The 20,431-nt window shown below is 58.4% G+C and carries 20 protein-coding genes and 1 rRNA gene (1 of these 21 only partly in view); 16 read left to right on the top strand and 5 right to left on the bottom strand.

The features are described 5' to 3' along the window. Positions 1 to 116 precede the first annotated feature (116 nt). Together ACYZTY_RS23895 and sfsA are read left to right on the top strand one after the other, a co-directional pair. The gene (locus tag ACYZTY_RS23895) at positions 117 to 1,289 is read left to right on the top strand and encodes a pyridoxal phosphate-dependent aminotransferase (protein ID WP_461955738.1); all 1,173 of its coding nucleotides are present in this window, start codon (positions 117 to 119) and stop codon (positions 1,287 to 1,289) included. Then, positions 1,289 to 2,002 carry a DNA/RNA nuclease SfsA gene (gene sfsA, locus ACYZTY_RS23890; RefSeq protein WP_461955737.1) on the top strand — a complete coding sequence of 238 codons (714 nt, stop codon included), beginning with the start codon at positions 1,289 to 1,291 and terminating at the stop codon, positions 2,000 to 2,002. The genes ACYZTY_RS23895 and sfsA overlap by 1 nt, the downstream gene beginning before the upstream one ends. Here the strand turns inward: sfsA and ACYZTY_RS23885 are convergent. After that, positions 1,999 to 2,316 carry a Rieske (2Fe-2S) protein gene (locus tag ACYZTY_RS23885; RefSeq protein ID WP_461955736.1) on the bottom strand — a complete coding sequence of 106 codons (318 nt, stop codon included), beginning with the start codon at positions 2,314 to 2,316 and terminating at the stop codon, positions 1,999 to 2,001. The two genes, sfsA and ACYZTY_RS23885, sit on opposite strands and share 4 nt — an antisense overlap. A 165-nt stretch (positions 2,317 to 2,481) precedes the next feature. Between ACYZTY_RS23885 and ACYZTY_RS23880 the strand changes: the two genes are divergently transcribed. Genes ACYZTY_RS23880 through ACYZTY_RS23865 form a run of 4 tightly spaced genes read left to right on the top strand, consistent with a single transcriptional unit; the run spans position 2,482 to position 6,028 of the window. Continuing rightward, positions 2,482 to 3,354 carry a heme/hemin ABC transporter substrate-binding protein gene (locus tag ACYZTY_RS23880; protein WP_461955735.1) on the top strand — a complete coding sequence of 291 codons (873 nt, stop codon included), beginning with the start codon at positions 2,482 to 2,484 and terminating at the stop codon, positions 3,352 to 3,354. After that, positions 3,351 to 4,388 (top strand): FecCD family ABC transporter permease, encoded by a 1,038-nt coding sequence (locus ACYZTY_RS23875; RefSeq protein ID WP_461955734.1) that lies wholly within the window; start codon positions 3,351 to 3,353, stop codon positions 4,386 to 4,388. The genes ACYZTY_RS23880 and ACYZTY_RS23875 overlap by 4 nt, the downstream gene beginning before the upstream one ends. Next, positions 4,388 to 5,155 (top strand): heme ABC transporter ATP-binding protein, encoded by a 768-nt coding sequence (locus tag ACYZTY_RS23870; protein WP_461955733.1) that lies wholly within the window; start codon positions 4,388 to 4,390, stop codon positions 5,153 to 5,155. The genes ACYZTY_RS23875 and ACYZTY_RS23870 overlap by 1 nt, the downstream gene beginning before the upstream one ends. A 21-nt stretch (positions 5,156 to 5,176) precedes the next feature. After that, positions 5,177 to 6,028: a ChaN family lipoprotein gene (locus ACYZTY_RS23865; RefSeq protein WP_461955732.1), complete on the top strand. Its 852-nt coding sequence runs from the start codon at positions 5,177 to 5,179 to the stop codon at positions 6,026 to 6,028. Positions 6,029 to 6,293: 265 nt separating this feature from the next. On the opposite strand, the gene ACYZTY_RS23860 is transcribed toward ACYZTY_RS23865, so the two are convergent. From ACYZTY_RS23860 to ACYZTY_RS23850, 3 genes are all read right to left on the bottom strand, one after another. Next, positions 6,294 to 6,566, bottom strand: coding sequence for a TfoX/Sxy family protein (locus ACYZTY_RS23860; protein ID WP_010467623.1), 273 nt, complete (start codon positions 6,564 to 6,566; stop codon positions 6,294 to 6,296). Positions 6,567 to 6,809: 243 nt separating this feature from the next. Next, positions 6,810 to 7,154 carry a pentapeptide repeat-containing protein gene (locus ACYZTY_RS23855; protein ID WP_461955731.1) on the bottom strand — a complete coding sequence of 115 codons (345 nt, stop codon included), beginning with the start codon at positions 7,152 to 7,154 and terminating at the stop codon, positions 6,810 to 6,812. A 91-nt stretch (positions 7,155 to 7,245) separates the two neighbouring features. After that, a complete protein-coding gene (locus ACYZTY_RS23850) occupies positions 7,246 to 8,802 on the bottom strand; it encodes a bifunctional aminoglycoside phosphotransferase/ATP-binding protein (RefSeq protein ID WP_461955730.1) in 1,557 nt (518 codons plus the stop codon). A gap of 118 nt (positions 8,803 to 8,920) precedes the next feature. On the opposite strand from ACYZTY_RS23850, the gene mrcB reads away from it, so the two are divergent. Genes mrcB through ACYZTY_RS23835 form a run of 3 tightly spaced genes read left to right on the top strand, consistent with a single transcriptional unit; the run spans position 8,921 to position 12,331 of the window. Beyond that, positions 8,921 to 11,245, top strand: a complete 2,325-nt coding sequence (gene mrcB / locus ACYZTY_RS23845) for a penicillin-binding protein 1B (RefSeq protein WP_461955729.1) — start codon at positions 8,921 to 8,923, stop codon at positions 11,243 to 11,245. Positions 11,246 to 11,261: 16 nt separating this feature from the next. After that, a complete protein-coding gene (locus ACYZTY_RS23840; RefSeq protein ID WP_461955728.1) occupies positions 11,262 to 11,996 on the top strand; it encodes a tetratricopeptide repeat protein in 735 nt (244 codons plus the stop codon). Beyond that, complete coding sequence (locus tag ACYZTY_RS23835) at positions 11,996 to 12,331, top strand: YqcC family protein (protein ID WP_461955727.1); 336 nt, start codon at positions 11,996 to 11,998, stop codon at positions 12,329 to 12,331. The genes ACYZTY_RS23840 and ACYZTY_RS23835 overlap by 1 nt, the downstream gene beginning before the upstream one ends. A gap of 85 nt (positions 12,332 to 12,416) precedes the next feature. On the opposite strand, the gene ACYZTY_RS23830 is transcribed toward ACYZTY_RS23835, so the two are convergent. After that, on the bottom strand, positions 12,417 to 12,842 hold the full coding sequence (locus ACYZTY_RS23830) for a DUF4124 domain-containing protein (RefSeq protein ID WP_461955726.1): 426 nt from the start codon (positions 12,840 to 12,842) through the stop codon (positions 12,417 to 12,419). A 399-nt stretch (positions 12,843 to 13,241) separates the two neighbouring features. On the opposite strand from ACYZTY_RS23830, the gene ACYZTY_RS23825 reads away from it, so the two are divergent. The 7 genes from ACYZTY_RS23825 to ACYZTY_RS23795 form a co-directional block, all read left to right on the top strand. After that, positions 13,242 to 14,966 carry an acetolactate synthase 3 large subunit gene (locus ACYZTY_RS23825; RefSeq protein WP_131061795.1) on the top strand — a complete coding sequence of 575 codons (1,725 nt, stop codon included), beginning with the start codon at positions 13,242 to 13,244 and terminating at the stop codon, positions 14,964 to 14,966. Between the two features lie 2 nt (positions 14,967 to 14,968). Further along, the gene (ilvN, locus tag ACYZTY_RS23820; protein ID WP_003205610.1) at positions 14,969 to 15,460 is read left to right on the top strand and encodes an acetolactate synthase small subunit; all 492 of its coding nucleotides are present in this window, start codon (positions 14,969 to 14,971) and stop codon (positions 15,458 to 15,460) included. Between the two features lie 48 nt (positions 15,461 to 15,508). Continuing rightward, positions 15,509 to 16,525, top strand: a complete 1,017-nt coding sequence (gene ilvC / locus ACYZTY_RS23815) for a ketol-acid reductoisomerase (RefSeq protein WP_007948647.1) — start codon at positions 15,509 to 15,511, stop codon at positions 16,523 to 16,525. Between the two features lie 144 nt (positions 16,526 to 16,669). Further along, a complete protein-coding gene (gene pssA / locus ACYZTY_RS23810; RefSeq protein ID WP_461955725.1) occupies positions 16,670 to 17,527 on the top strand; it encodes a CDP-diacylglycerol--serine O-phosphatidyltransferase in 858 nt (285 codons plus the stop codon). A 63-nt stretch (positions 17,528 to 17,590) separates the two neighbouring features. After that, complete coding sequence (gene msrP, locus ACYZTY_RS23805) at positions 17,591 to 18,604, top strand: protein-methionine-sulfoxide reductase catalytic subunit MsrP (RefSeq protein WP_461955724.1); 1,014 nt, start codon at positions 17,591 to 17,593, stop codon at positions 18,602 to 18,604. After that, complete coding sequence (gene msrQ, locus ACYZTY_RS23800; RefSeq protein ID WP_461955723.1) at positions 18,604 to 19,224, top strand: protein-methionine-sulfoxide reductase heme-binding subunit MsrQ; 621 nt, start codon at positions 18,604 to 18,606, stop codon at positions 19,222 to 19,224. The genes msrP and msrQ overlap by 1 nt, the downstream gene beginning before the upstream one ends. A gap of 544 nt (positions 19,225 to 19,768) precedes the next feature. After that, a 16S ribosomal RNA gene (locus ACYZTY_RS23795) occupies positions 19,769 to 20,431 on the top strand; it runs 876 nt beyond the window's last position.

The raw sequence follows: 20,431 nt of genomic DNA, 5'->3' as shown, positions 1-20,431 counted from the left end.
GGGTACACGCTTGAGTCGTTTACGGTCAGGGTTATAACGCCTCTGACCGCTTTAGGTTCTCGCTCGTTCCGGCGCTTGGGTAGAATCGATTCTTTTCTCCGTTGTAAGGAAGGCTAATGGCTCAGTCCTACAGTGCCCGCAGTCGCGCGATCGAACCTTTCCATGTCATGGCGCTGCTGGCGCGGGCCAATGAATTGCAGGCTGCGGGTCACGATGTGATCCACCTGGAAATCGGCGAGCCGGACTTCACCACCGCCGAGCCGATCATCCAGGCCGGCCAGGCGGCACTGACGGCGGGGAAAACTCGTTATACGGCAGCGCGCGGCATCCCCGAGTTACGCGAAGCGATCTCGAATTTCTATCAACAACGTTACAGTTTGAACATTGATCCGCAGCGAATCCTCATCACGCCCGGCGGTTCCGGTGCGCTGTTGCTGGCCAGCGCCTTGCTGGTGGACCCGGGCAAACACTGGCTGCTGGCTGACCCGGGTTACCCGTGCAATCGGCATTTTCTGCGGTTGGTCGAAGGCGCAGCGCAACTGGTGCCGGTCGGCCCGGATGTGCGTTATCAGCTGACGCCGGACCTGGTGGCGCGCCATTGGGATCAGGACAGCGTCGGCGCCTTGGTGGCCTCGCCCGCCAATCCGACCGGGACGATTCTGACCCGCGATGAACTGGCAGGCTTGTCGGCTGCGATCAAGGAGCGCCACGGTCACCTGGTGGTGGACGAGATCTACCATGGCCTGACTTATGGCACTGATGCCGCCAGTCTGCTGGAAGTCGATGACAGCGCCTTCGTCCTCAATAGTTTTTCCAAGTATTTCGGCATGACCGGTTGGCGGTTGGGTTGGCTGGTCGCGCCTGAAGCAGCTGTCGGCGAACTGGAAAAACTCGCGCAAAACCTCTACATCAGCGCCCCAAGCATGGCCCAGCACGCTGCTTTGGCTTGCTTTGAGCCGGCCACGATCAGCATTCTGGAAGCGCGTCGCGCCGAATTCGGGCGTCGTCGGGATTTCCTCTTGCCGGCTCTGCGAGAACTGGGCTTCGGCATCGCCGTCGAACCGGAAGGCGCGTTCTACTTGTACGCCGATATCAGCAAGTTCGGCGGCGATGCCTTCGCGTTCTGCCGATATTTCCTCGAAACCGAGTACGTGGCAATTACCCCGGGACTGGACTTCGGGCGCTATCAGGCCGGGCATCACGTGCGTTTTGCGTACACCCAAAGCCTGCCGCGCCTGGAAGAAGCGGTCGAGCGGATCGCTCGTGGTTTGCGGAGCTGGCAAGGTTGATGCGTTTTCATCCTCCCCTCGAAGAAGGTCGCCTGATCCGCCGCTACAAGCGTTTTCTCGCCGATATCGAAACCGTTGGCGGCGAATTGCTGACCATCCATTGCCCGAACACTGGCTCGATGCTCAATTGCCAGGTGGAAGGCGGCCAAGTCTGGTTCAGCCGCTCCAATGACCCGAAACGCAAATTGCCTGGCACCTGGGAAATCGGTGAAACCCCACAGGGTCGTCTGTTTTGCGTGAACACCGGGCGCGCCAACGGGTTGATCGAAGAGGCGTTACGGGCCGGCGTTATTACCGAACTGAACGGCTTTACCGAGTTGAAACGCGAAGTGGCCTACGGGCAGGAAAGCAGCCGCATCGATTTCCGCCTCGATTACCCGGACGGGCCGGCGTATGTGGAAGTCAAAAGCGTGACCCTGGGCTTCGACGGTTCATCGGTGGCGGCGTTTCCTGATGCAGTGACGCAACGGGGCGCCAAACATTTGCGGGAACTGGCTCATCTGGCTCGGGACGGGATTCGTGCGGTGCAGTTGTATTGCGTAAACCTCACGGGGATCGACGCCGTGCGTCCGGCAGAAGAAATCGATTCGGCCTACGCGGCGGCATTGCGTGAGGCGGTGGTGTGCGGAGTCGAGGTGCTGGCCTATGGCGTGCGATTGACTCACGAAGAAATGGTGGTCGATCGGCGTCTGGATGTGCAGCTGAACGGCTAAAGGCTGATCCAGATCCCTTGCGCGTCTTCGCGGCAGGCAACGGTGGCGAGGGATTGCCCGGCGCACGGGCCGGCGACGCATTCGCCGTCTTCGATCAGGAACAGTGCGCCGTGGGTGGCGCACTGGATCAAACTGTTGCTGGGGTCGAGAAACTGGTCGGGTTTCCATTCCAGGCCAACACCCCGGTGCGGGCAGCGATTGATGTAGACATACACGTGGCCGCCCCGGCGCACGGCGAAGAGTTTCTGGTCGTCGACTTCGAATCCGCGACTGCTGTTGTCAGCCAATTCGGCACCTGTGCAAAGCAGCTTCATGTCTATCCTCAACGCCGGCGGCTCGTGACCGGATATGTCCGAGCTTGACGTTCAAATGCAAACAATTATCAAATGGCCGCTTCGCCCGTCGGGTGCAGGTGCCGGATGCCGAGGATACTTGGCCTGACATCTCGATGCCTGGGAAAACTTAAAAGGAAGCTGTTTATGCGCCTGAGTACCCGCGTTGCTGCGCTGTGTGTCGGACTCCTCGTCAGCCATCACGCCGCAGCGGCCGAGTTGCCCCAGCGTTGGGTCAGTGCCGGCGGCGCCCTGTCGGAGTGGGTGAGCGCGCTGGGCGGGGAGTCGAAACTGGTCGGAGTCGATACCACCAGCCAGCATCCGCAATCGTTGAAGGCGCTGCCGAGCATCGGTTATCAGCGGCAACTGTCGGCGGAGGGCATCTTGAGCTTACGCCCGCAGATTCTGGTCGGCACCGAAGAAATGGGGCCGCCGCCGGTGCTGTCGCAGATTCGAAGCGCGGGCGTGCAGGTTGAGTTGTTCTCGGCCCAGCCAGATCTGCCGACGTTGCAGGGCAACCTGGCGCACCTGGGCAAGTTGCTCGGTGCCGAGGACAAGGCTGCGCAATTGATCCAGTCTTATCAGCAGCAACTTGACCAGCAGAAGGTCCGGGTCACTCGTACGCAGTTGAAGGAAAAATCGCCGGGTGTGCTGTTGCTGCTGGGCCATGCGGGCGGCAAGCCGCTGATCGCCGGCAAGGACACCGCCGCCGATTGGTTGATCCAGCTAGCCGGTGGGCACAATCTGGCAACGCATACCGGCTACAAACCCTTTTCTGTTGAGTCGCTGGTCAGTCTTGACCCGGACGTGTTGGTGTTTGCGGACCGAGCGCTGACCGGCGATGCCGCGCGTGCGGCGTTGTTCAAGGAGAACCCGATTCTGTCTTCGACCCGTGCAGCCAAGGATGGGCGCGTCATGGAACTCGATCCGACATTGCTGGTAGGTGGTCTCGGTCCACGGTTGCCCGATGAACTGAAAAAGCTCTCTGACAGCTTCTTTCCCGGTAAACCCGCCCAATGACCATTCTGGTTAAACCCCGCACGTTGTTCATTGGTTTAAGCCTGCTTTGTTTAGTGGCGATCTGGTTGTCGTTGGCGCTCGGACCGGTGAGCCTGCCTTTGTTCGATACCTTGCGCGCGGCGATGCGCCTGATCGGCCTGCCCATTGCGCCCGACGGGCTGGAGCAGGCCGAGTTGATCCTCGGGCAAATCCGCCTGCCTCGAACCTTGTTGGGCCTGGCGGTGGGTGGTGTGCTGGCGCTTTCCGGCGTGGCGATGCAGGGCTTGTTTCGTAACCCTCTGGCTGATCCCGGGTTGGTAGGCGTGTCCAGCGGTGCTGCGTTGGGTGCTGCTATCGCGATTGTCGGTGGTTCGATATTTGGTGGTCTGCCTGAATCGTTCGGACCTTATCTATTGTCGGTGTGCGCATTTCTCGGTGGCTTGGGCGTGACGGCGCTGGTGTATCGGCTGGGTCGGCGCAACGGGCAGACCAATGTCGCAACCATGCTTCTGGCCGGTATCGCATTGACTGCGCTGGCGGGTTCCGCGGTAGGTTTGTTCACTTATCTGGCCGACGACGCGACCTTGCGCACGCTGACGTTCTGGAACCTGGGCAGCCTCAACGGCGCCAGCTATTCGCGGCTCTGGCCGTTACTGCTGGTGAGCGCCGGTGTGGCGCTGTGGTTGCCGCGCCGGGCCAAGGCCTTGAATGCGCTGTTGCTGGGCGAATCGGAGGCCGGTCACTTGGGCATCGACGTCGAAGGGCTCAAGCGCGAACTGGTGTTCTGCACTGCGCTGGGCGTTGGCGCGGCGGTGGCGGCAGCGGGGATGATCGGCTTTGTCGGTCTGGTGGTGCCGCATCTGATGCGACTGCTGGCCGGTCCTGATCATCGGGTGTTGTTACCGGCCTCGGTGCTGGCGGGTGCCAGTCTTCTGCTGTTTGCCGATCTGGTGGCGCGGCTTGCCCTGGCACCGGCGGAGTTGCCGATCGGGATTGTCACGGCCTTCATCGGCGCGCCGTTCTTTCTGTATTTATTGCTTAGAGGGCGTGCCTGATGTTGCGAACCCAGCGCCTGCAAATCCGTCGAGGCACGAAGATCGTTCTGACGGACATCACACTTGAGCTCAAACCAGGCGAAGTGCTTGGCGTGCTGGGGCCCAACGGTGCCGGCAAAAGCACCTTGCTCGGCGCCTTGTGCGGTGAGTTGAAGGCTGATCATGGCAGCGTCTGGCTCGATGAGCGCGAGTTGAGTCATTGGACCGGCGCGCAGCGAGCCCAGCGGCTGGCGGTATTGCCGCAGGTATCGACCCTGGACTTCGCCTTTCGTGTCGAAGAAGTGGTCGGCATGGGGCGATTGCCTTACCAAAGCGGACGGGTCCGGGATGACGAGATCGTCGCCGCTGCCTTGCACGCTGCCGATGCCGGGCACCTGAGTGGTCGCAGCTATCTGGCCTTGTCCGGCGGCGAGCGTCAGCGGGTGCATCTGGCGCGGGTGCTGGCGCAGCTCTGGCCAGGCGAAGCGGGGCAAACGCTGTTGCTCGATGAGCCGACCTCGATGCTCGATCCGCTGCACCAGCACACCACCCTGCAAGCGGTGCGCGAATTCGCCGATCACGGCGCTGCAGTGCTGGTGATCCTGCATGATCTGAACCTGGCGGCGCGCTATTGTGATCGCCTGTTACTGCTCGAAGGTGGGCGGCCGGTGGCGCTTGATACGCCGGAGCAGGTATTGCGTCCGGAACCACTCAAGGCCGTGTTCGGGCTGGAGGTGCTGGTGCAGCAGCACCCGGAACGTGGGCATCCGCTGATCATCGCCCGCTGAGCAATTCATCGAGGTGAGCACATGCGTGTGATTTTGCTGTTGGCGCTGCTGGTCTTGAGTGGCTGCCAGCACCTATCGAGCCCGCCGCCGGTCACCGGTGAGATTCGTGACCTGCGCAGCGGTCAGGTCCTGACACCTCGGGAACTGGTCGCACGGCTGGCCGAGCCGACGCGGCTGATCGTCGGCGAGCAGCATGACAATCGTGATCACCATCAACTGCAATTGTGGTTGTTGCAGGCGCTGGGCGAGCGTCGACCACAGGGCAGCCTGCTGCTGGAGATGCTTACGCCGGATCAACAACCGCGCGTCGATGACGTTCGTCGTGCCTCGACACTGCCCGCTGATTTGCCCGGCGCGTTGAACTGGCAGTCGGGGTGGGACTGGAGTCTGTACGGACCGATCGTGGGTTTTGTGCTGACTCAACCGTACCCTCTACTGGCGGCCAATCTGGATAATCCTGAAATCCGTACCGTCTACGCCAAGCCACCGACACTGAGCGGTTCGCGTTCCAACGCTGATTCGGTCAAGGATGAGTTGCTTGCACAGATCAACGACTCCCATTGCGGCCTGCTGCCCACCTCACAAATGCCCGCGATGCTGGCGGTCCAGCAGCAACGTGATCGGCGGATGGCCGCGCGTTTGCTGTCGGCACCGACGCCTTCGCTGCTGTTCGCTGGCGCCTATCACGCGCGCAAGGATGTTGGCGTGCCGATCCACGTGCTTGATATTGGAGAGCCGCAAGCACCCACGGTTTTGATGCTGGCGGAGCAGGGCGGTGAGGTAACACCGGCCATGGCTGATTACGTCTGGTATACGCCCGCCACGCCGGCTCAGGATTACTGTGCAGAAATGCGTAAGCAGTTCGGTCAGTAAACGACCACTTTTTCACAGGCAAAAAAAGACCCGACAAGAGTCGGGTCAAATAACCGTGATTAGCCTGATGAGGAGATATCTGAGAGTCCGAACCAAGGGCTTTTCAAATATCGACCAGTCTCGCGACCAGTTGTGATAATCATAGCGATTCTCATTACCAAGTCAACCGCTGTTTTTTGATTTCTTTGAAATCCTCCATCCTCTTGCTGAATAGCCCCGAAATCATTGCGCTTCAGGCGGTAATCCTGAGGCGAAATCTGCCTGTTCAATTCTTGTGACGTGACGAGATGGCTTCCAGTTGTTTGTTCAAGGCTTCTTTGCGATCAGCCGGAATGTCATTCCAGTGCACGTCCATCAGTGCGCCTTCGATCGCATACAACAACACCTTGGACGCCCGGAATCCGCGCGTACGCACGGCCCGATAAGCATCCACCGCCCCGAGGCGACGCAAGTCCGAGGCGCTGTGGATGCCCACGGCATGCAGCCACTGCGCCGACGTCTTGCCAAGATTCTTCAGGTGTTGCAGTTCATCATTCATCAAGCCTCCTTGCGACGGCCGATCGGTGCGTGGGCGAGCCTCTCAGGAGTGTAGCCATCAGTAGGAAAAGCGTGATTGTTTGGTCGGTTTCGACGCAAAAGCTTCTAAGAGGAATACTCAAAGAGCCGCGTAAAGGTCTGCGGGTGCAGTAGGGGGAGGCGCGGAGGAATCAACTTTCGCGACAAAAAAACCAGCGTCCAGCGCAAAGCAGGGGCGCTGGACTTGTCAGGCAGAAGGTCGTTTTTAGCGAGTGCGGTAACGCAGGCGCGTACCGAAATTCATCGACATCAGGATCTCGTCAGCGCTCAGTTCTGGCGGAAAGTAGGCGCCGGAGATCTGTGCGTGAGCCAGGCTCGCACCTTCCAGGCAAGCGTTGCGAAAGTCGATGCCGCGCAAATCGGCGGAGCGGAAATAGGCATCGGTAAAGTCGACACCCTCGGCGTTCAGTTCACGCAGGTCCAGGCCACGAAAATCGCCGCCGACCATGTCGACGGAGGCGTGACCGGCACGTTCGGCATTGAAGCCTGCGATGTCGTCTTTGTGCAGCAAGGCATAAAGCGGGGTGTCGAGAAGTTTCGGCTGGCTCATGTCGCATCACCTGATGGTTTTATGACGCCAGTATAGTGCCACTATTTGACAGCCGTGAAGCCGGCGAAGGCTTCACGGCTGAAATAGTTTTTTACAGACCTGGCATGCGCTGGCGAATCTGCGCAACGACGGTATCGAGGGTTCCGCTTTCATTGGTCTGGACGCGTTTGCTGCACAGAATCTCGGCAGGCGTCAGGGCTTCACGACTGGCTTGCTGCGCGGCGATGACAGCCAGGTTGGCGTCGGACGGATCCTTTTTGTCTGCCTGACGCAAAGCCAGCCAGCTCTCGATGACCGCTTGTGGTGCGTTGCAATCGAGGATCAGGAACGGTGCACCGGTGGCCTCGGCGATTTTCGCCGCGCCGTCGCGCTGGTCGCGTTTGAGGTAAGTCGCATCAATGACCACCGGGAAACCGGCACGCAGGATGACTGCGGCAATCTCATGCAAGCGGTTGTAAGTGGCGGCGCTGGCGTCGGCACTATAAATGCCGGCCTGCGGGTCATTCGCTACGGTTTGCTCGCCGAACAAGCGCTTGCGTTCAACATCCGAACGCAGGCGAATGGCGCCCAGCGCTTCCACCAGGCGCATGGCTACGTGACTCTTGCCGACGGCGGAAACACCGTGGGTTATCGCCATGAAACGCGAAGGAATGGTGCTGTAGCTTTCCGCCAGGTTGGCGTAGTTGCGGTACTGGCGCAGGGTGGTTGCGCGTTGCACCGGGTCGGCCTCGGCCGGCATGCTGAACAGGCTGACCTTGGCGCGAACCAGTGCGCGGTAGGCTTTATAGAAGTTCAGCAGCTCAAGGCCCTGATAGTCACCGGTCAGTTCCAGGTACTGGCTGATGAAACGACGTGCCAGGCTCTTCAGGCCGCGGTCTTCCAGGTCCATGGCCAGGAAACCGGTGTCGGCATAAACGTCGGTGAAGCGGAACGGTTCGTTGAACTCGATGCAGTCGAAGATCACGACCTTGCCGTCGATCACGGTGGCGTTGCCCAAGTGGATATCACCGTGGCATTCGCGGATGAAGCCTTCAGTCTTGCGCTGGGCAAACAACGGCTTGAGGCGTTCGAAGCTGCTTTCGGCCCAGGCTTGCAAAGCATCGAGTTGCAGCAGATCGGCCTTGTCGCTGAGGAACGGACGGATCTGTTCGAAGTTCTGGCGTACTGGCGCCATCACGCTATCCGGGGTGCCGGCTTCGTGTTCGCCAGGCACTTTCGGTGCAGTGAGGTGGAATTGGGCAATCTGCGCGGCCATCTCGTCGATGTGCGCGGTGGTCAGCTCGCCGTTGGCTTGCAGGGTGCTGAGCAACTGGCTTTGTGGGAATTGACGCATTTTCAGCGCGAAATCGACAACCGGACCGTCGCCACCCAACTGAGGTGCTGTTTCGCTGCCAGTGATCGGCAACACTTCCAGATACAAATCGTTGGTCAGGCGCTGGTTAAGGCGCAATTCTTCGCTGCAGAAATGCTCACGAGCGTCGAGGCTGGTGAAGTCGAGGAAGCCGAAATTCACTGGCTTCTTCACTTTATAAGCAAAGGGGCCCGTGAGAATGACCCAGGAGATATGGGTCTCGATGACCTGGAACCCGTCTACCGGATGCGGGTAGAGGGCCGGGTTTTGCAGGGCGGCGATCAGGGACTGGCTCACAGGCGATCCTTCAAAGTCTTGGGAAAATTCACGGTCGCCATTATGGCTGCAAGTCCGCCTGACGCAAACCTCGGAGGGCTCCTGTTGAGTATGAATAAAGTGCGTATAATCCGCCGCCATGACTCGTACTCGATCCCCCCGCACCCCCAAAAAACCACCTTCCAAGGGCTTGAGCCCCTGGCTGGGCTGGGCCCTTAAACTCAGTCTGGTCGGCCTCGTGGTGCTCGCCGGGTTCGCGGTTTACCTCGACGCCGTGGTCCAGGAGAAGTTCTCCGGCAAGCGTTGGACCATCCCGGCCAAGGTGTATGCGCGCCCGCTCGAGCTGTTCACCGGCCAGAAGCTGAGCAAGGAAGACTTCCTGACCGAGCTCGATGCCTTGGGCTATCGCCGCGAAGCCGTGAGCAACGGCCCCGGCGCTGCGGCGGTCAACGGCAACACCGTCGACTTGAATACCCGCGGCTTCCAGTTCTATGAAGGCCTGGAGAACGCTCAGCCGGTGCGCGTGCGCTTCTCCGGCGACTATGTGGCCGAACTTTCGGCGACCAACGGAGCGAAGCTTTCTGTCGTGCGGCTGGAGCCGCTGCTGATCGGCGGGATTTACCCGAAAAATCTCGAAGATCGCATTCTGATCAAAATCGATCAGGTCCCGCCGTATTTGCTGGAAACCCTGGTGGCCGTGGAAGACCGGGATTTCTATAGCCACTGGGGCGTGTCGCCCAAGTCGATTGCCCGCGCCGTGTGGGTCAATACCTCTGGCGGCAAGATGACCCAGGGCGGCAGTACGCTGACGCAGCAGTTGGTGAAGAATTTCTACCTGACCAGCGAACGCAGCCTGACCCGCAAACTCACCGAAGCCATGATGGCGATGCTGCTTGAGCTGCATTACGACAAACGGGAAATTCTTGAGGCGTACCTCAATGAAGTGTTCGTCGGTCAGGATGGCCAGCGAGCGGTGCACGGTTTCGGCCTGGCCAGCCAGTTCTTCTTCGGGCAGCCATTGTCCGAGCTGAAACTGCATCAAGTCGCCATGCTGGTGGGCATGGTCAAGGGGCCGTCTTATTACAACCCGCGCCGCAATCCGGAACGGGCGCTGGAGCGGCGCAATCTGGTGCTTGATGTTCTTGAACAGCAAGGAGTCGCCACGGCCGAGCAGGTCGAAGCCGCAAAGAAAATGCCACTGGGTGTGACAACTCGCGGCAAGCTGGCGGACAGTTCTTTCCCGGGCTTCCTCGACCTGGTTAAACGTCAGTTGCGCGAAGACTACCGCGACGAAGACTTGACCGAAGAGGGCCTGCGGATCTTCACCAGTTTCGACCCGATCCTGCAGATGAAAGCCGAGGCGTCGGTCAACGACACCTTTAAACGCCTGGCCGGGCGCAAGGGTTCCGATGAAGTTGAGGCGGCGATGGTCGTGACCAACCCGGAAACCGGTGAAGTCCAGGCCATGATCGGCAGCCGTCAGGCGAGTTTCGCCGGCTTCAACCGTGCGCTGGATGCGGTGCGGCCGATCGGCTCGTTGATCAAGCCTGCGGTGTATCTGACAGCCCTTGAGAAACCGAGCCAGTACACGCTGACCAGTTGGCTGTCGGACGAATCCTTCTCGATCAAAGGCGCGGATGGCCAGGTCTGGAAACCCCAGAACTACGATCGCCGTTCCCACGGTACGGTGTTCCTGTACCAGGGCCTGGCCCATTCCTACAATCTGTCGACGGCGCGCCTCGGGTTGGCGGTGGGTGTACCGAATGTCCTGAAGACACTGGCACGCCTGGGGGTCAGTCGCGAGTTTCCGGCGTTCCCTTCGATGTTGCTGGGGGCCGGTGGTTTGACCCCAATCGAAGTGGCAACCATGTACCAGACGCTGGCCAACGGTGGTTTCAATACGCCGATGCGCGGGATTCGTAGTGTACTGACCGCCGAAGGCGAGCCGCTCAAGCGTTATCCGTTCCAGATCGAGCAGCGTTTCGACCCGGCCTCCATTTACCTGATCCAGAGCGCCATGCAGCGGGTCATGCGTGAAGGTACCGGCAGTTCGGTTTATAACGTGCTGCCGAAAACCCTGACCCTGGCGGGTAAAACCGGTACCAGTAACGATTCGCGTGACAGCTGGTTCGCCGGTTTCAGCCAGGACTTGCTGGCGGTGGTGTGGCTGGGCCGCGATGACAACGGCAAGACGCCGTTCACCGGTGCCACCGGAGCGTTGCAGGTCTGGACCAGTTTCATGCGCAAGGCCGATCCGCTGCCGCTGGACATGCCGCAGCCGGACAACGTTGTTCAGGCCTGGGTCGATTCGCGTACCGGACAAGGTTCCGAAGGCAGCTGCCCAGGTGCCGTGCAGATGCCGTATATTCGCGGCAGCGAACCGCCTCCCGGCGCTGCGTGCGGTGGCGAAAGCCCGGCATCCGGTGAAACGGTGATGGATTGGGTCAAGGGCTGGATGAATTAAGCAAAGAGGGTTTCAAGTGAACAAGTGGTTGATTCCAGCGGTTACCGCCGTGGCTTTGCTCAGCGGTTGCTCCTCCGTACAACGCGGTTCGATCCCGGTTGTGGATTCTGGCAGCGCGGTCTCCAACAGTGAGCGAGTGTCGGCCAATGGCGGTTTCCGTCAGACGACGTCAAAACGCCCTGTGCAAGCCCAGACTCAGGCGATTCCACAAGGTGACACCGGTGTCGTCGTGATGGTCCCAGGTGGCGGCGCAGTGGCGTCGGCACCGATCAGCACCGGGCCGATCACGCCGGGCCCGATTACCCCTGGGCCGATCGACACCTCGCCGGTGCAATCGGCACCGATCAATCAGGGCAGCTACAGCATGCCGTCGACGCCGAGCGGGATTCCTCCGTCGAGTTCCGGTGGCTTGTCTGCCGATGAGCAATTGGACGGTCCGGTACTGGCATTGTTGACCACTGCTCAGCAGCAACAGGCCGGCGGTGATCTCAACGGTGCGTCCTCCAGTCTCGAGCGCGCCCAGCGTGTTGCACCGCGTGAGCCGCAAGTGCTTTATCGATTGGCTCAGGTGCGCATGGCCCAAGGCGATGCACCTCAGGCTGAACAGTTCGCTCGTCGTGGCCTGACATTCGCCAATGGTCGTCCGGCGCTTCAGGCCAGCCTGTGGGATTTGATCGCCCAGGCGCGTGAGAAGCAGGGTGATTCCTCCGGTGCTGCACTGGCCCGTCAGAAGGCCAAGGTTTCGCTGTGATGGATGCACGTTTCCCAAAGATTGCCGAACAACTGCTGTTGATCGAGCGTGAATTGCGGGTTCAGGGCTGGTGGGACGAGGTTTCGCCATCCGCTGAAGCGTTATCCAGCGTCGAACCGTTTTCGGTGGATACGCTGAATTTCGAGCAGTGGCTGCAATGGATCTTCCTGCCGCGGATGAAGCTCATCCTCGAACAGGATCTGCCGCTGCCCAACGCGTCGGGGATTCAGGAGATGGCTGAAATGGTCTTCGCTGCCCGCGATGTCCAGGGCAGGGATCGGCAGTTGCAGGTCTTGCTCAAAGAGTTCGATCTGCTGATCACCGCTTCTCGCTGACTCCGATCCGTGTAGCAGCTGTCGAGTGAAACGAGGCTGCGATCTTTGTTTGTAAAAAGCAAAGTCAAAAGATCGCAGCCTCGTTTCACTCGACAGCTCCTACACAGTTATCCGCAATCTGTTTCTGTGCTTCGGTTGTGCGCTCCTGACGTTGCTCGTCGGTCAGGCGGCGCCGCTCGCCGTCGACATCCTCCCGCAATCGCGGATTGTTCTGCAGCTGGGCCAGGTTCGTTCGCGCCTGCTCGCAAAACACCTTTAGCTGGGCTTGCTGCTCGGCGACCTGCTTTTTCACTGTGTTGTCGATGGCCTGTTGATCGCCAATCGCCGTGCTGCGCATTGGCGCAGCGGGTTTGCCGGCAGGCGGAGAGGGCGTCACCATCGTGGCGGCCTCCTGGCCTCGCGGCGGTTGTGCGTCGAAATGGGTAACGCCTTGGGCGTCGACCCATTTGTAGATATGACCGGCCATACACAAAGGGCTGATCAGCAGACTGACCATTAAGAACGTTCGCATGCCATTTCCTTGCCAGAGTTGCGCAATTGAAGCTAACACAGTTGCGGTTTAGCGGTTTTTTCTTGCTTTCTCATGTGCTTACTTCAATAAAGCACATAGACGGCTTGACTTGCAGAGGACGAAACAGAAGAATCCAAAGTCCGCTGTAGAGGGACTGCCAGAAGCAGGCCCACTCAGCAGATCATGAGGCGCACATCCGCGCCGACCTGTTACACCCGCAACGCGTTACCTCGCGCTGGGTGGGAAAGCCCCGCAACACTTGGGACGATCCCAATACTTGCTCAGTCAGTGCTGACGTAGTCGGCGACCACCGTCGCTCATGCTCTGCTGAGAAGTAAACCTATTAAGACCCGTCCTCTTTGATGTGGGCGGTATTCTGGCGTTTTAGAGGTGAACAACGTGGAGCTTTTATCTGGCGGTGAGATGCTCGTCCGCTTTTTGCGTGACGAAGGCGTTAAATATATCTATGGGTACCCGGGTGGTGCCGCATTGCATATCTACGACGCACTGTTCAAAGAACCAGCCGTTCAACATATTCTCGTTCGTCATGAGCAGGCTGCCACTCACATGGCTGACGGCTATGCGCGTGCCACCGGCAAGGCCGGCGTCGTACTGGTGACCTCGGGTCCCGGTGCGACCAACGTCATTACCGGTATTGCTACTGCGTACATGGACTCCATCCCGATGGTGATCTTGACCGCCCAGGTGCCTAGCACCATGGTCGGTACCGATGCCTTCCAGGAAACCGACATGATCGGTATCTCCCGGCCGATCGTGAAACACAGTTTCATGATCAAGCATGCTTCGGAAATCCCGGAAGTCATGAAAAAGGCGTTCTACCTGGCGCAATCCGGTCGTCCTGGTCCTGTCGTTGTCGACATCCCGAAAGACATGACCAACCCGGCCGAGAAGTTCGAATACATTTTTCCGAAAAAAGCCAAGCTGCGTTCCTACAGCCCGGCGGTTCGTGGCCACTCCGGCCAGATCCGCAAAGCGGTGGAAATGCTGTTGGCGGCCAAGCGGCCGATCATCTATGCCGGCGGCGGCGTCATTCTGGGCAACGGCTCCGCGCCATTGACCGAACTGGCGCAACTGCTGAACGTGCCGGTCACCAATACCTTGATGGGCCTCGGCGCCTATCCGGGCAGCGACCGTCAATTCCTCGGCATGCTCGGTATGCACGGCAGCTACACCGCTAACCTGGCGATGCACCATGCGGACGTGATCATGGCCGTGGGCGCGCGTTTTGATGACCGTGTTATCAACGGTGCATCGAAGTTCTGCCCAAGCGCCAAGATCATCCACATCGATATCGACCCGGCTTCGATCTCCAAAACCATCAAGGCCGACGTTCCTATCGTAGGTCCGGTGGAAAGTGTGTTGACCGAAATGGTCGCTACCTTCAAGGAAATCGGCGAGACCCCTAACAAGGACTCGGTCGCCGCTTGGTGGAAGCAGGTTGAAGAGTGGCGCGGTGATCGCGACATGTTCCCTTACAACAAGGGCGACGGCAGCATCATCAAGCCGCAGACCGTTATCGAAACCCTGCACGAAGTGACCAAGGGCGATGCCTACATTGCTTCCGACGTAGGTCAGCACCAGATGTTCGCGGCGCAGTACTACCGCTTCAACAAGCCTAATCGCTGGATCAACTCCGGCGGCCTGGGCACGATGGGCTTCGGTTTCCCGGCAGCAATGGGCGTGAAACTGAGCTTCCCGGAAGCCGATGTGGCGTGCGTGACCGGTGAAGGCAGCATCCAGATGAACATCCAGGAGCTGTCCACTTGCCTGCAACATGACCTGCCGGTGAAGATCATCCTGCTCAACAACGGCGTGCTCGGCATGGTCCGTCAGTGGCAGGACATGAGCTACGGCGCACGTCACTCGCACTCCTACATGGAATCGTTGCCGGACTTCGTCAAGTTGGCAGAAGCCTACGGCCACGTCGGTATGCGCATCACGGACTTGAAGGATTTGAAGCCGATGATGGAGCAGGCATTCGCGATGAAGGATCGTCTGGTGTTCATCGACATCAAGGTCGACGCCGGCGAACACGTCTACCCGATGCAGATCAAAGACGGCTCCATGCGTGATATGTGGCTGAGCAAGACGGAGCGTACTTAATCATGCGACATATTATTTCCCTGCTTCTGGAAAACGAACCCGGCGCTCTGTCTCGTGTAGTCGGCCTGTTCTCGCAGCGCAACTACAACATCGAAAGCCTGACTGTGGCCCCAACCGAAGACCCGACTCTGTCGCGTCTGACGCTGACCACTGTTGGCCACGATGAAATCATCGAGCAGATCACCAAGAACCTGAACAAGCTGATCGAAGTGGTCAAACTGGTCGACCTGTCGGAGAGTGCTCACATCGAGCGCGAACTGATGCTGGTCAAGGTCAAGGCCACCGGCGCCCAGCGCGCCGAGATCAAGCGCACCACCGATATTTACCGTGGGCAGATCGTCGATGTCAGCGCTAGCGTGTATACCGTTCAACTGACCGGTACCAGCGACAAGCTCGACAGCTTCATTCAGTCCATTGGCACCGCCTCGATCCTGGAAACCGTCCGTAGCGGCGTCACCGGTATCGCTCGCGGCGACAAAGTACTCAGCATCTAAACCAAATTAGCGAACGGCCTGAACGGCCTGGATATATAGGGGAATTTCATGAAAGTTTATTACGAAAAAGACTGCGACCTGTCGATCATCCAGGGCAAGAAAGTTGCCATCATCGGTTACGGCTCCCAGGGCCACGCCCAAGCGTGCAACCTGAAAGACTCCGGCGTTGACGTTACTGTCGGTCTGCGCAAAGGTTCGGCCACTGTTGCCAAAGCCGAAGCTCACGGCCTGAAAGTGACCGACGTTGCTTCCGCTGTTGCGGCTGCCGATCTGGTCATGATCCTGACCCCGGACGAGTTCCAGTCTGCCCTGTACAAGAACGAAATCGAGCCAAACATCAAGAAAGGCGCCACCCTGGCCTTCTCCCACGGTTTCGCGATCCACTACAACCAGGTTGTTCCGCGCGCTGACCTCGACGTGATCATGATCGCGCCGAAAGCACCGGGCCACACCGTGCGTTCCGAATTCGTCAAAGGCGGCGGTATCCCTGACCTGATCGCTATCTATCAGGATGCTTCGGGCAACGCCAAGAACGTTGCACTGTCCTACGCCGCTGGCGTTGGTGGCGGTCGTACCGGCATCATCGAAACCACCTTCAAGGACGAGACCGAAACCGACCTGTTTGGCGAACAAGCCGTTCTGTGCGGCGGTACCGTTGAACTGGTCAAAGCCGGTTTCGAAACCCTGGTTGAAGCTGGCTACGCGCCGGAAATGGCCTACTTCGAATGCCTGCACGAACTGAAGCTGATCGTTGACCTCATGTACGAAGGCGGTATCGCCAACATGAACTACTCGATCTCCAACAACGCTGAATACGGCGAGTACGTGACGGGTCCGGAAGTGATCAACGCCGAATCCCGTCAGGCCATGCGCAACGCCCTGAAACGTATTCAGGACGGCGAATACGCCAAAATGTTCATCAGCGAAGGCGCAACCGGCTACCCTTCGATGACCGCCAAGCGTCGCAACAACGCCGCTCACGGTATCGAAATCATCGGCGAGCAACTGCGCTCCATGATGCCGTGGATCGGTGCCAACAAGATCGTCGACAAAGCTAAAAACTAAGTCGCGCACTTGTACGAAAAACGCGGCTTAGGCCGCGTTTTTTCGTTTGGGTAGCCGGTTCTGGTATAAAGCTGCATCGTTTGCGGCCGAACCGTCGTCCCAGACACCTGTCGAAACTTTCCACCCCGTTGCAAGGTAATGTCCATGAGCGAACGTCCCGAAGAGCCAAACAAGGCTTCTGACGCCGAAAGCCTGCTGCCCATCGATGAACACATCGAGGAAGGGCATGACGCTGAAGGCCGTAAAGTCCGGCATCGTGGTATCTATCTTCTGCCGAATCTGTTCACCACTGCGAACCTGTTTGCAGGGTTTTATTCCATCATCAGCTCGATGAGCGCCCAGAGTGCCTTGAGTGCCGGTGATTCGATTGGCGCGAGCAAGTATTTCGCGTTTGCCGCGATCGCGATTTTCGTCGCCATGGTGCTCGACGGCCTTGATGGTCGCGTTGCCCGCATGACCAATACCCAGAGTGCTTTCGGCGCCGAGTACGACTCGTTATCGGACATGGTCGCCTTTGGCGTTGCGCCGGCATTGCTGGCGTTTGGTTGGGCCTTGGGTGACATGGGCAAGGTCGGCTGGATGGTTGCCTTCATCTATGTAGCGGGGGCGGCGCTGCGTCTGGCGCGTTTCAACACTCAAGTCGGTACTGCGGACAAACGCTACTTCATCGGTCTGGCCAGCCCGGCTGCCGCGGGTGTGGTGGCGGGGATTGTCTGGGCGTTCAGCGATTACGGCATTCAGGGGTCGAAGATGTCGTTCCTGGTTGCGCTGATGGTTGCCGCCGCCGGCATGCTGATGGTCAGCAACATCAAATACAGCAGCTTCAAGGAGCTGGACTTGAAGGGGCGAGTGCCCTTTGTCGCGATCCTGGCGGTGGTATTGGTGTTTGCCGTGGTCTTCAGTGATCCACCGCGCATTCTGCTGTTGGTTTTCCTCGCTTACGCGGCGTCTGGTCCGGTGCAATACCTGTTGCATCTTCGTCGGCACAAAAACGCCGAGTGATGTAATTTCCCTCATACTCCGCAGTCTATTGGTGCATCTGTCCTCCAATGCTGCGGAGTTGCCATGCTGATCAAAGTCCCCAAAGCGTCTGACTGCCATGAGTCGGACGTCACGCCTGAAGCCTTCTATCTTTCTCGACGCAATCTATTGGGTGCAGCCGCTGCCGGTCTGGCTGTGAGCAGTCTGCCGCGATGGGCCAGTGCTGACGAAGCCGCTCGTTACGCCGATGTCGAGCCTGGCAAGGCACCTTCCTGGTTTGCCGAAAAGCTTCCTTCTACTAAGTGGGGGGCGGTCAACGTCAAGGATGAGGCGATCACGCCCTTCAAGGATGCGACCCACTACAACAACTTCTATGAGTTCGGCACTGATAAAGGCGACCCTGCTGCCAATGCCGGTTCGTTGAAGACTGAGCCTTGGACCGTGGTGGTGGACGGGGAGGTAGGCAAGCCGGGGCGGTATGCGCTGGAAGACTTCATGAAGCCTTATCAGTTGGAGGAGCGGATCTACCGTCTTCGCTGTGTTGAGGCTTGGTCGATGGTCATTCCCTGGATCGGTTTTCCCCTTTCGGCTTTGCTGAAGGAAGTCGAGCCGACATCAAAGGCTAAATTCATCCGCTTTGAAACACTGCAAGATCCGAAAAGCATGCCGGGGCAGCGATCCGGTTTTGCCTTGATCGAGTGGCCCTATGTAGAGGGTTTACGCCTGGATGAGGCGATGAATCCTTTGGCCATTCTTGCAGTGGGCATGTATGGGCGCGAACTGCCGAATCAGAATGGAGCGCCGCTGCGTTTGGTGGTGCCTTGGAAGTACGGCTTCAAGAGCGTTAAATCCATCGTGCGGATCAGCCTGGTCAGTGAACAACCGAAAACTACCTGGCAGAGCATTGCCGCGGATGAGTATGGTTTCTACGCGAACGTGAATCCTACGGTTGATCATCCGCGCTGGACCCAGGCGCGGGAGCGTCGTTTGCCGAGCGGTCTGTTCAAGCCGAATGTTCGGGACACGCAAATGTTCAACGGCTACTCGGATGAAGTTGCCTCTCTCTATACAGGGCTCGATCTGCGGAAGAACTACTGATGCGCTATCCGTTTTGGCGAATTGGCGTCTTTATAGCTGCAGCGGTGTGGCCGCTGTTTTGGTTGTATCAGGCCTGGCAGGATGTGTTGGGTCCAGATCCGGGCAAGGTGCTGGTTGATCGGCTAGGGCTGGGGACGCTTGTCCTGCTACTAATAACGTTAAGCATGACGCCTTTGCAGAAACTCACCGGTTGGGCGGGGTGGATTGCCGTACGGCGACAGCTGGGTTTGTGGTGTTTCGCTTATGTGGTTCTGCATTTGAGCGGCTATACGGCGTTCATTCTTGGGTTTGATTGGTCGCAGCTGGGTGTCGAGTTGCGCAAGCGGCCGTACATTATTGTCGGGGCGTTGGGGTTTCTTGGTTTGTTGGCGTTGGCAGTGACCTCCAATCGTTACAGTCAGCGACGCCTGGGTGTTCGCTGGAAGAAGCTGCATCGTCTGGTGTACGTGATTCTCGGGCTTGGATTGCTGCATATGTTGTGGATCGTACGTGCCGATCTGAAGGAATGGGCTATCTATGCCTCTATAGGGGCGTTGCTATTGGTGCTGCGCATTCCCCCGATTGCCCGTCGAATCCCACGTTTAATAGCTAAAAAGGCCCCTTCTGCAAGAAAGGCGTAATTAGGGGTTGACGGCAGATTCTGGAAGTCTATAATTCGCCCCACTTCCGGCGCAGTCGAAACGGAAAACTCCTTGATAAACAATGAGTTACGCAGTTTTCGACAGCGAGTTGCTTCAGGTCATCGAAGCCCAGAAGGAGTTGATCAGGCAAGGTTGTAGGGCTTGATTGACGGTTCGATCTTCTCGGTCGAAAGCGGAGAAAAAGAGGTGTTGACAGCAGCGAGTAACGCTGTAGAATTCGCCTCCCGCTAACGAGAGATCGGAAGCGCAAGTGGTTGAAGTTGCAAAGGAAACTTTGAAAACTTCTGAAAATAACCGCTTGACAGCAACAGAGGCTGCTGTAGAATGCGCGCCTCGGTTGAGACGAAAGATCTTAACCAACCGCTCTTTAACAACTGAATCAAGCAATTCGTGTGGGTGCTTGTGGAGTCAGACTGATAGTCAACAAGATTATCAGCATCACAAGTTACTCCGCGAGAAATCAAAGATGTAACCAACGATTGCTGAGCCAAGTTTAGGGTTTCTTAAAAACCCAAAGATGTTTGAACTGAAGAGTTTGATCATGGCTCAGATTGAACGCTGGCGGCAGGCCTAACACATGCAAGTCGAGCGGCAGCACGGGTACTTGTACCTGGTGGCGAGCGGCGGACGGGTGAGTAATGCCTAGGAATCTGCCTGGTAGTGGGGGATAACGCTCGGAAACGGACGCTAATACCGCATACGTCCTACGGGAGAAAGCAGGGGACCTTCGGGCCTTGCGCTATCAGATGAGCCTAGGTCGGATTAGCTAGTTGGTGAGGTAATGGCTCACCAAGGCGACGATCCGTAACTGGTCTGAGAGGATGATCAGTCACACTGGAACTGAGACACGGTCCAGACTCCTACGGGAGGCAGCAGTGGGGAATATTGGACAATGGGCGAAAGCCTGATCCAGCCATGCCGCGTGTGTGAAGAAGGTCTTCGGATTGTAAAGCACTTTAAGTTGGGAGGAAGGGCAGTAAATTAATACTTTGCTGTTTTGACGTTACCGACAGAATAAGCACCGGCTAACTCTGTGCCAGCAGCCGCGGTAATACAGAGGGTGCAAGCGTTAATCGGAATTACTGGGCGTAAAGCGCGCGTAGGTGGTTTGTTAAGTTGGATGTGAAATCCCCGGGCTCAACCTGGGAACTGCATTCAAAACTGACAAGCTAGAGTATGGTAGAGG

This window comes from Pseudomonas sp. LB1P83, from assembly GCF_054897885.1.
This window is presented reverse-complemented; position numbering and strand designations above follow the sequence as displayed.

Coding starts and splice junctions, on each gene's coding strand:
- ACYZTY_RS23895 (WP_461955738.1), top strand. CDS start 117: ATGGCTCAGTCCTACAGTGCCCGCAGTCGCGCGATCGAACCTTTCCAT.
- sfsA (WP_461955737.1), top strand. CDS start 1,289: ATGCGTTTTCATCCTCCCCTCGAAGAAGGTCGCCTGATCCGCCGCTAC.
- ACYZTY_RS23885 (WP_461955736.1), bottom strand. CDS start 2,316: ATGAAGCTGCTTTGCACAGGTGCCGAATTGGCTGACAACAGCAGTCGC.
- ACYZTY_RS23880 (WP_461955735.1), top strand. CDS start 2,482: ATGCGCCTGAGTACCCGCGTTGCTGCGCTGTGTGTCGGACTCCTCGTC.
- ACYZTY_RS23875 (WP_461955734.1), top strand. CDS start 3,351: ATGACCATTCTGGTTAAACCCCGCACGTTGTTCATTGGTTTAAGCCTG.
- ACYZTY_RS23870 (WP_461955733.1), top strand. CDS start 4,388: ATGTTGCGAACCCAGCGCCTGCAAATCCGTCGAGGCACGAAGATCGTT.
- ACYZTY_RS23865 (WP_461955732.1), top strand. CDS start 5,177: ATGCGTGTGATTTTGCTGTTGGCGCTGCTGGTCTTGAGTGGCTGCCAG.
- ACYZTY_RS23860 (WP_010467623.1), bottom strand. CDS start 6,566: ATGAATGATGAACTGCAACACCTGAAGAATCTTGGCAAGACGTCGGCG.
- ACYZTY_RS23855 (WP_461955731.1), bottom strand. CDS start 7,154: ATGAGCCAGCCGAAACTTCTCGACACCCCGCTTTATGCCTTGCTGCAC.
- mrcB (WP_461955729.1), top strand. CDS start 8,921: ATGACTCGTACTCGATCCCCCCGCACCCCCAAAAAACCACCTTCCAAG.
- ACYZTY_RS23835 (WP_461955727.1), top strand. CDS start 11,996: ATGGATGCACGTTTCCCAAAGATTGCCGAACAACTGCTGTTGATCGAG.
- ACYZTY_RS23830 (WP_461955726.1), bottom strand. CDS start 12,842: ATGCGAACGTTCTTAATGGTCAGTCTGCTGATCAGCCCTTTGTGTATG.
- ilvN (WP_003205610.1), top strand. CDS start 14,969: ATGCGACATATTATTTCCCTGCTTCTGGAAAACGAACCCGGCGCTCTG.
- ilvC (WP_007948647.1), top strand. CDS start 15,509: ATGAAAGTTTATTACGAAAAAGACTGCGACCTGTCGATCATCCAGGGC.
- pssA (WP_461955725.1), top strand. CDS start 16,670: ATGAGCGAACGTCCCGAAGAGCCAAACAAGGCTTCTGACGCCGAAAGC.
- msrP (WP_461955724.1), top strand. CDS start 17,591: ATGCTGATCAAAGTCCCCAAAGCGTCTGACTGCCATGAGTCGGACGTC.
- msrQ (WP_461955723.1), top strand. CDS start 18,604: ATGCGCTATCCGTTTTGGCGAATTGGCGTCTTTATAGCTGCAGCGGTG.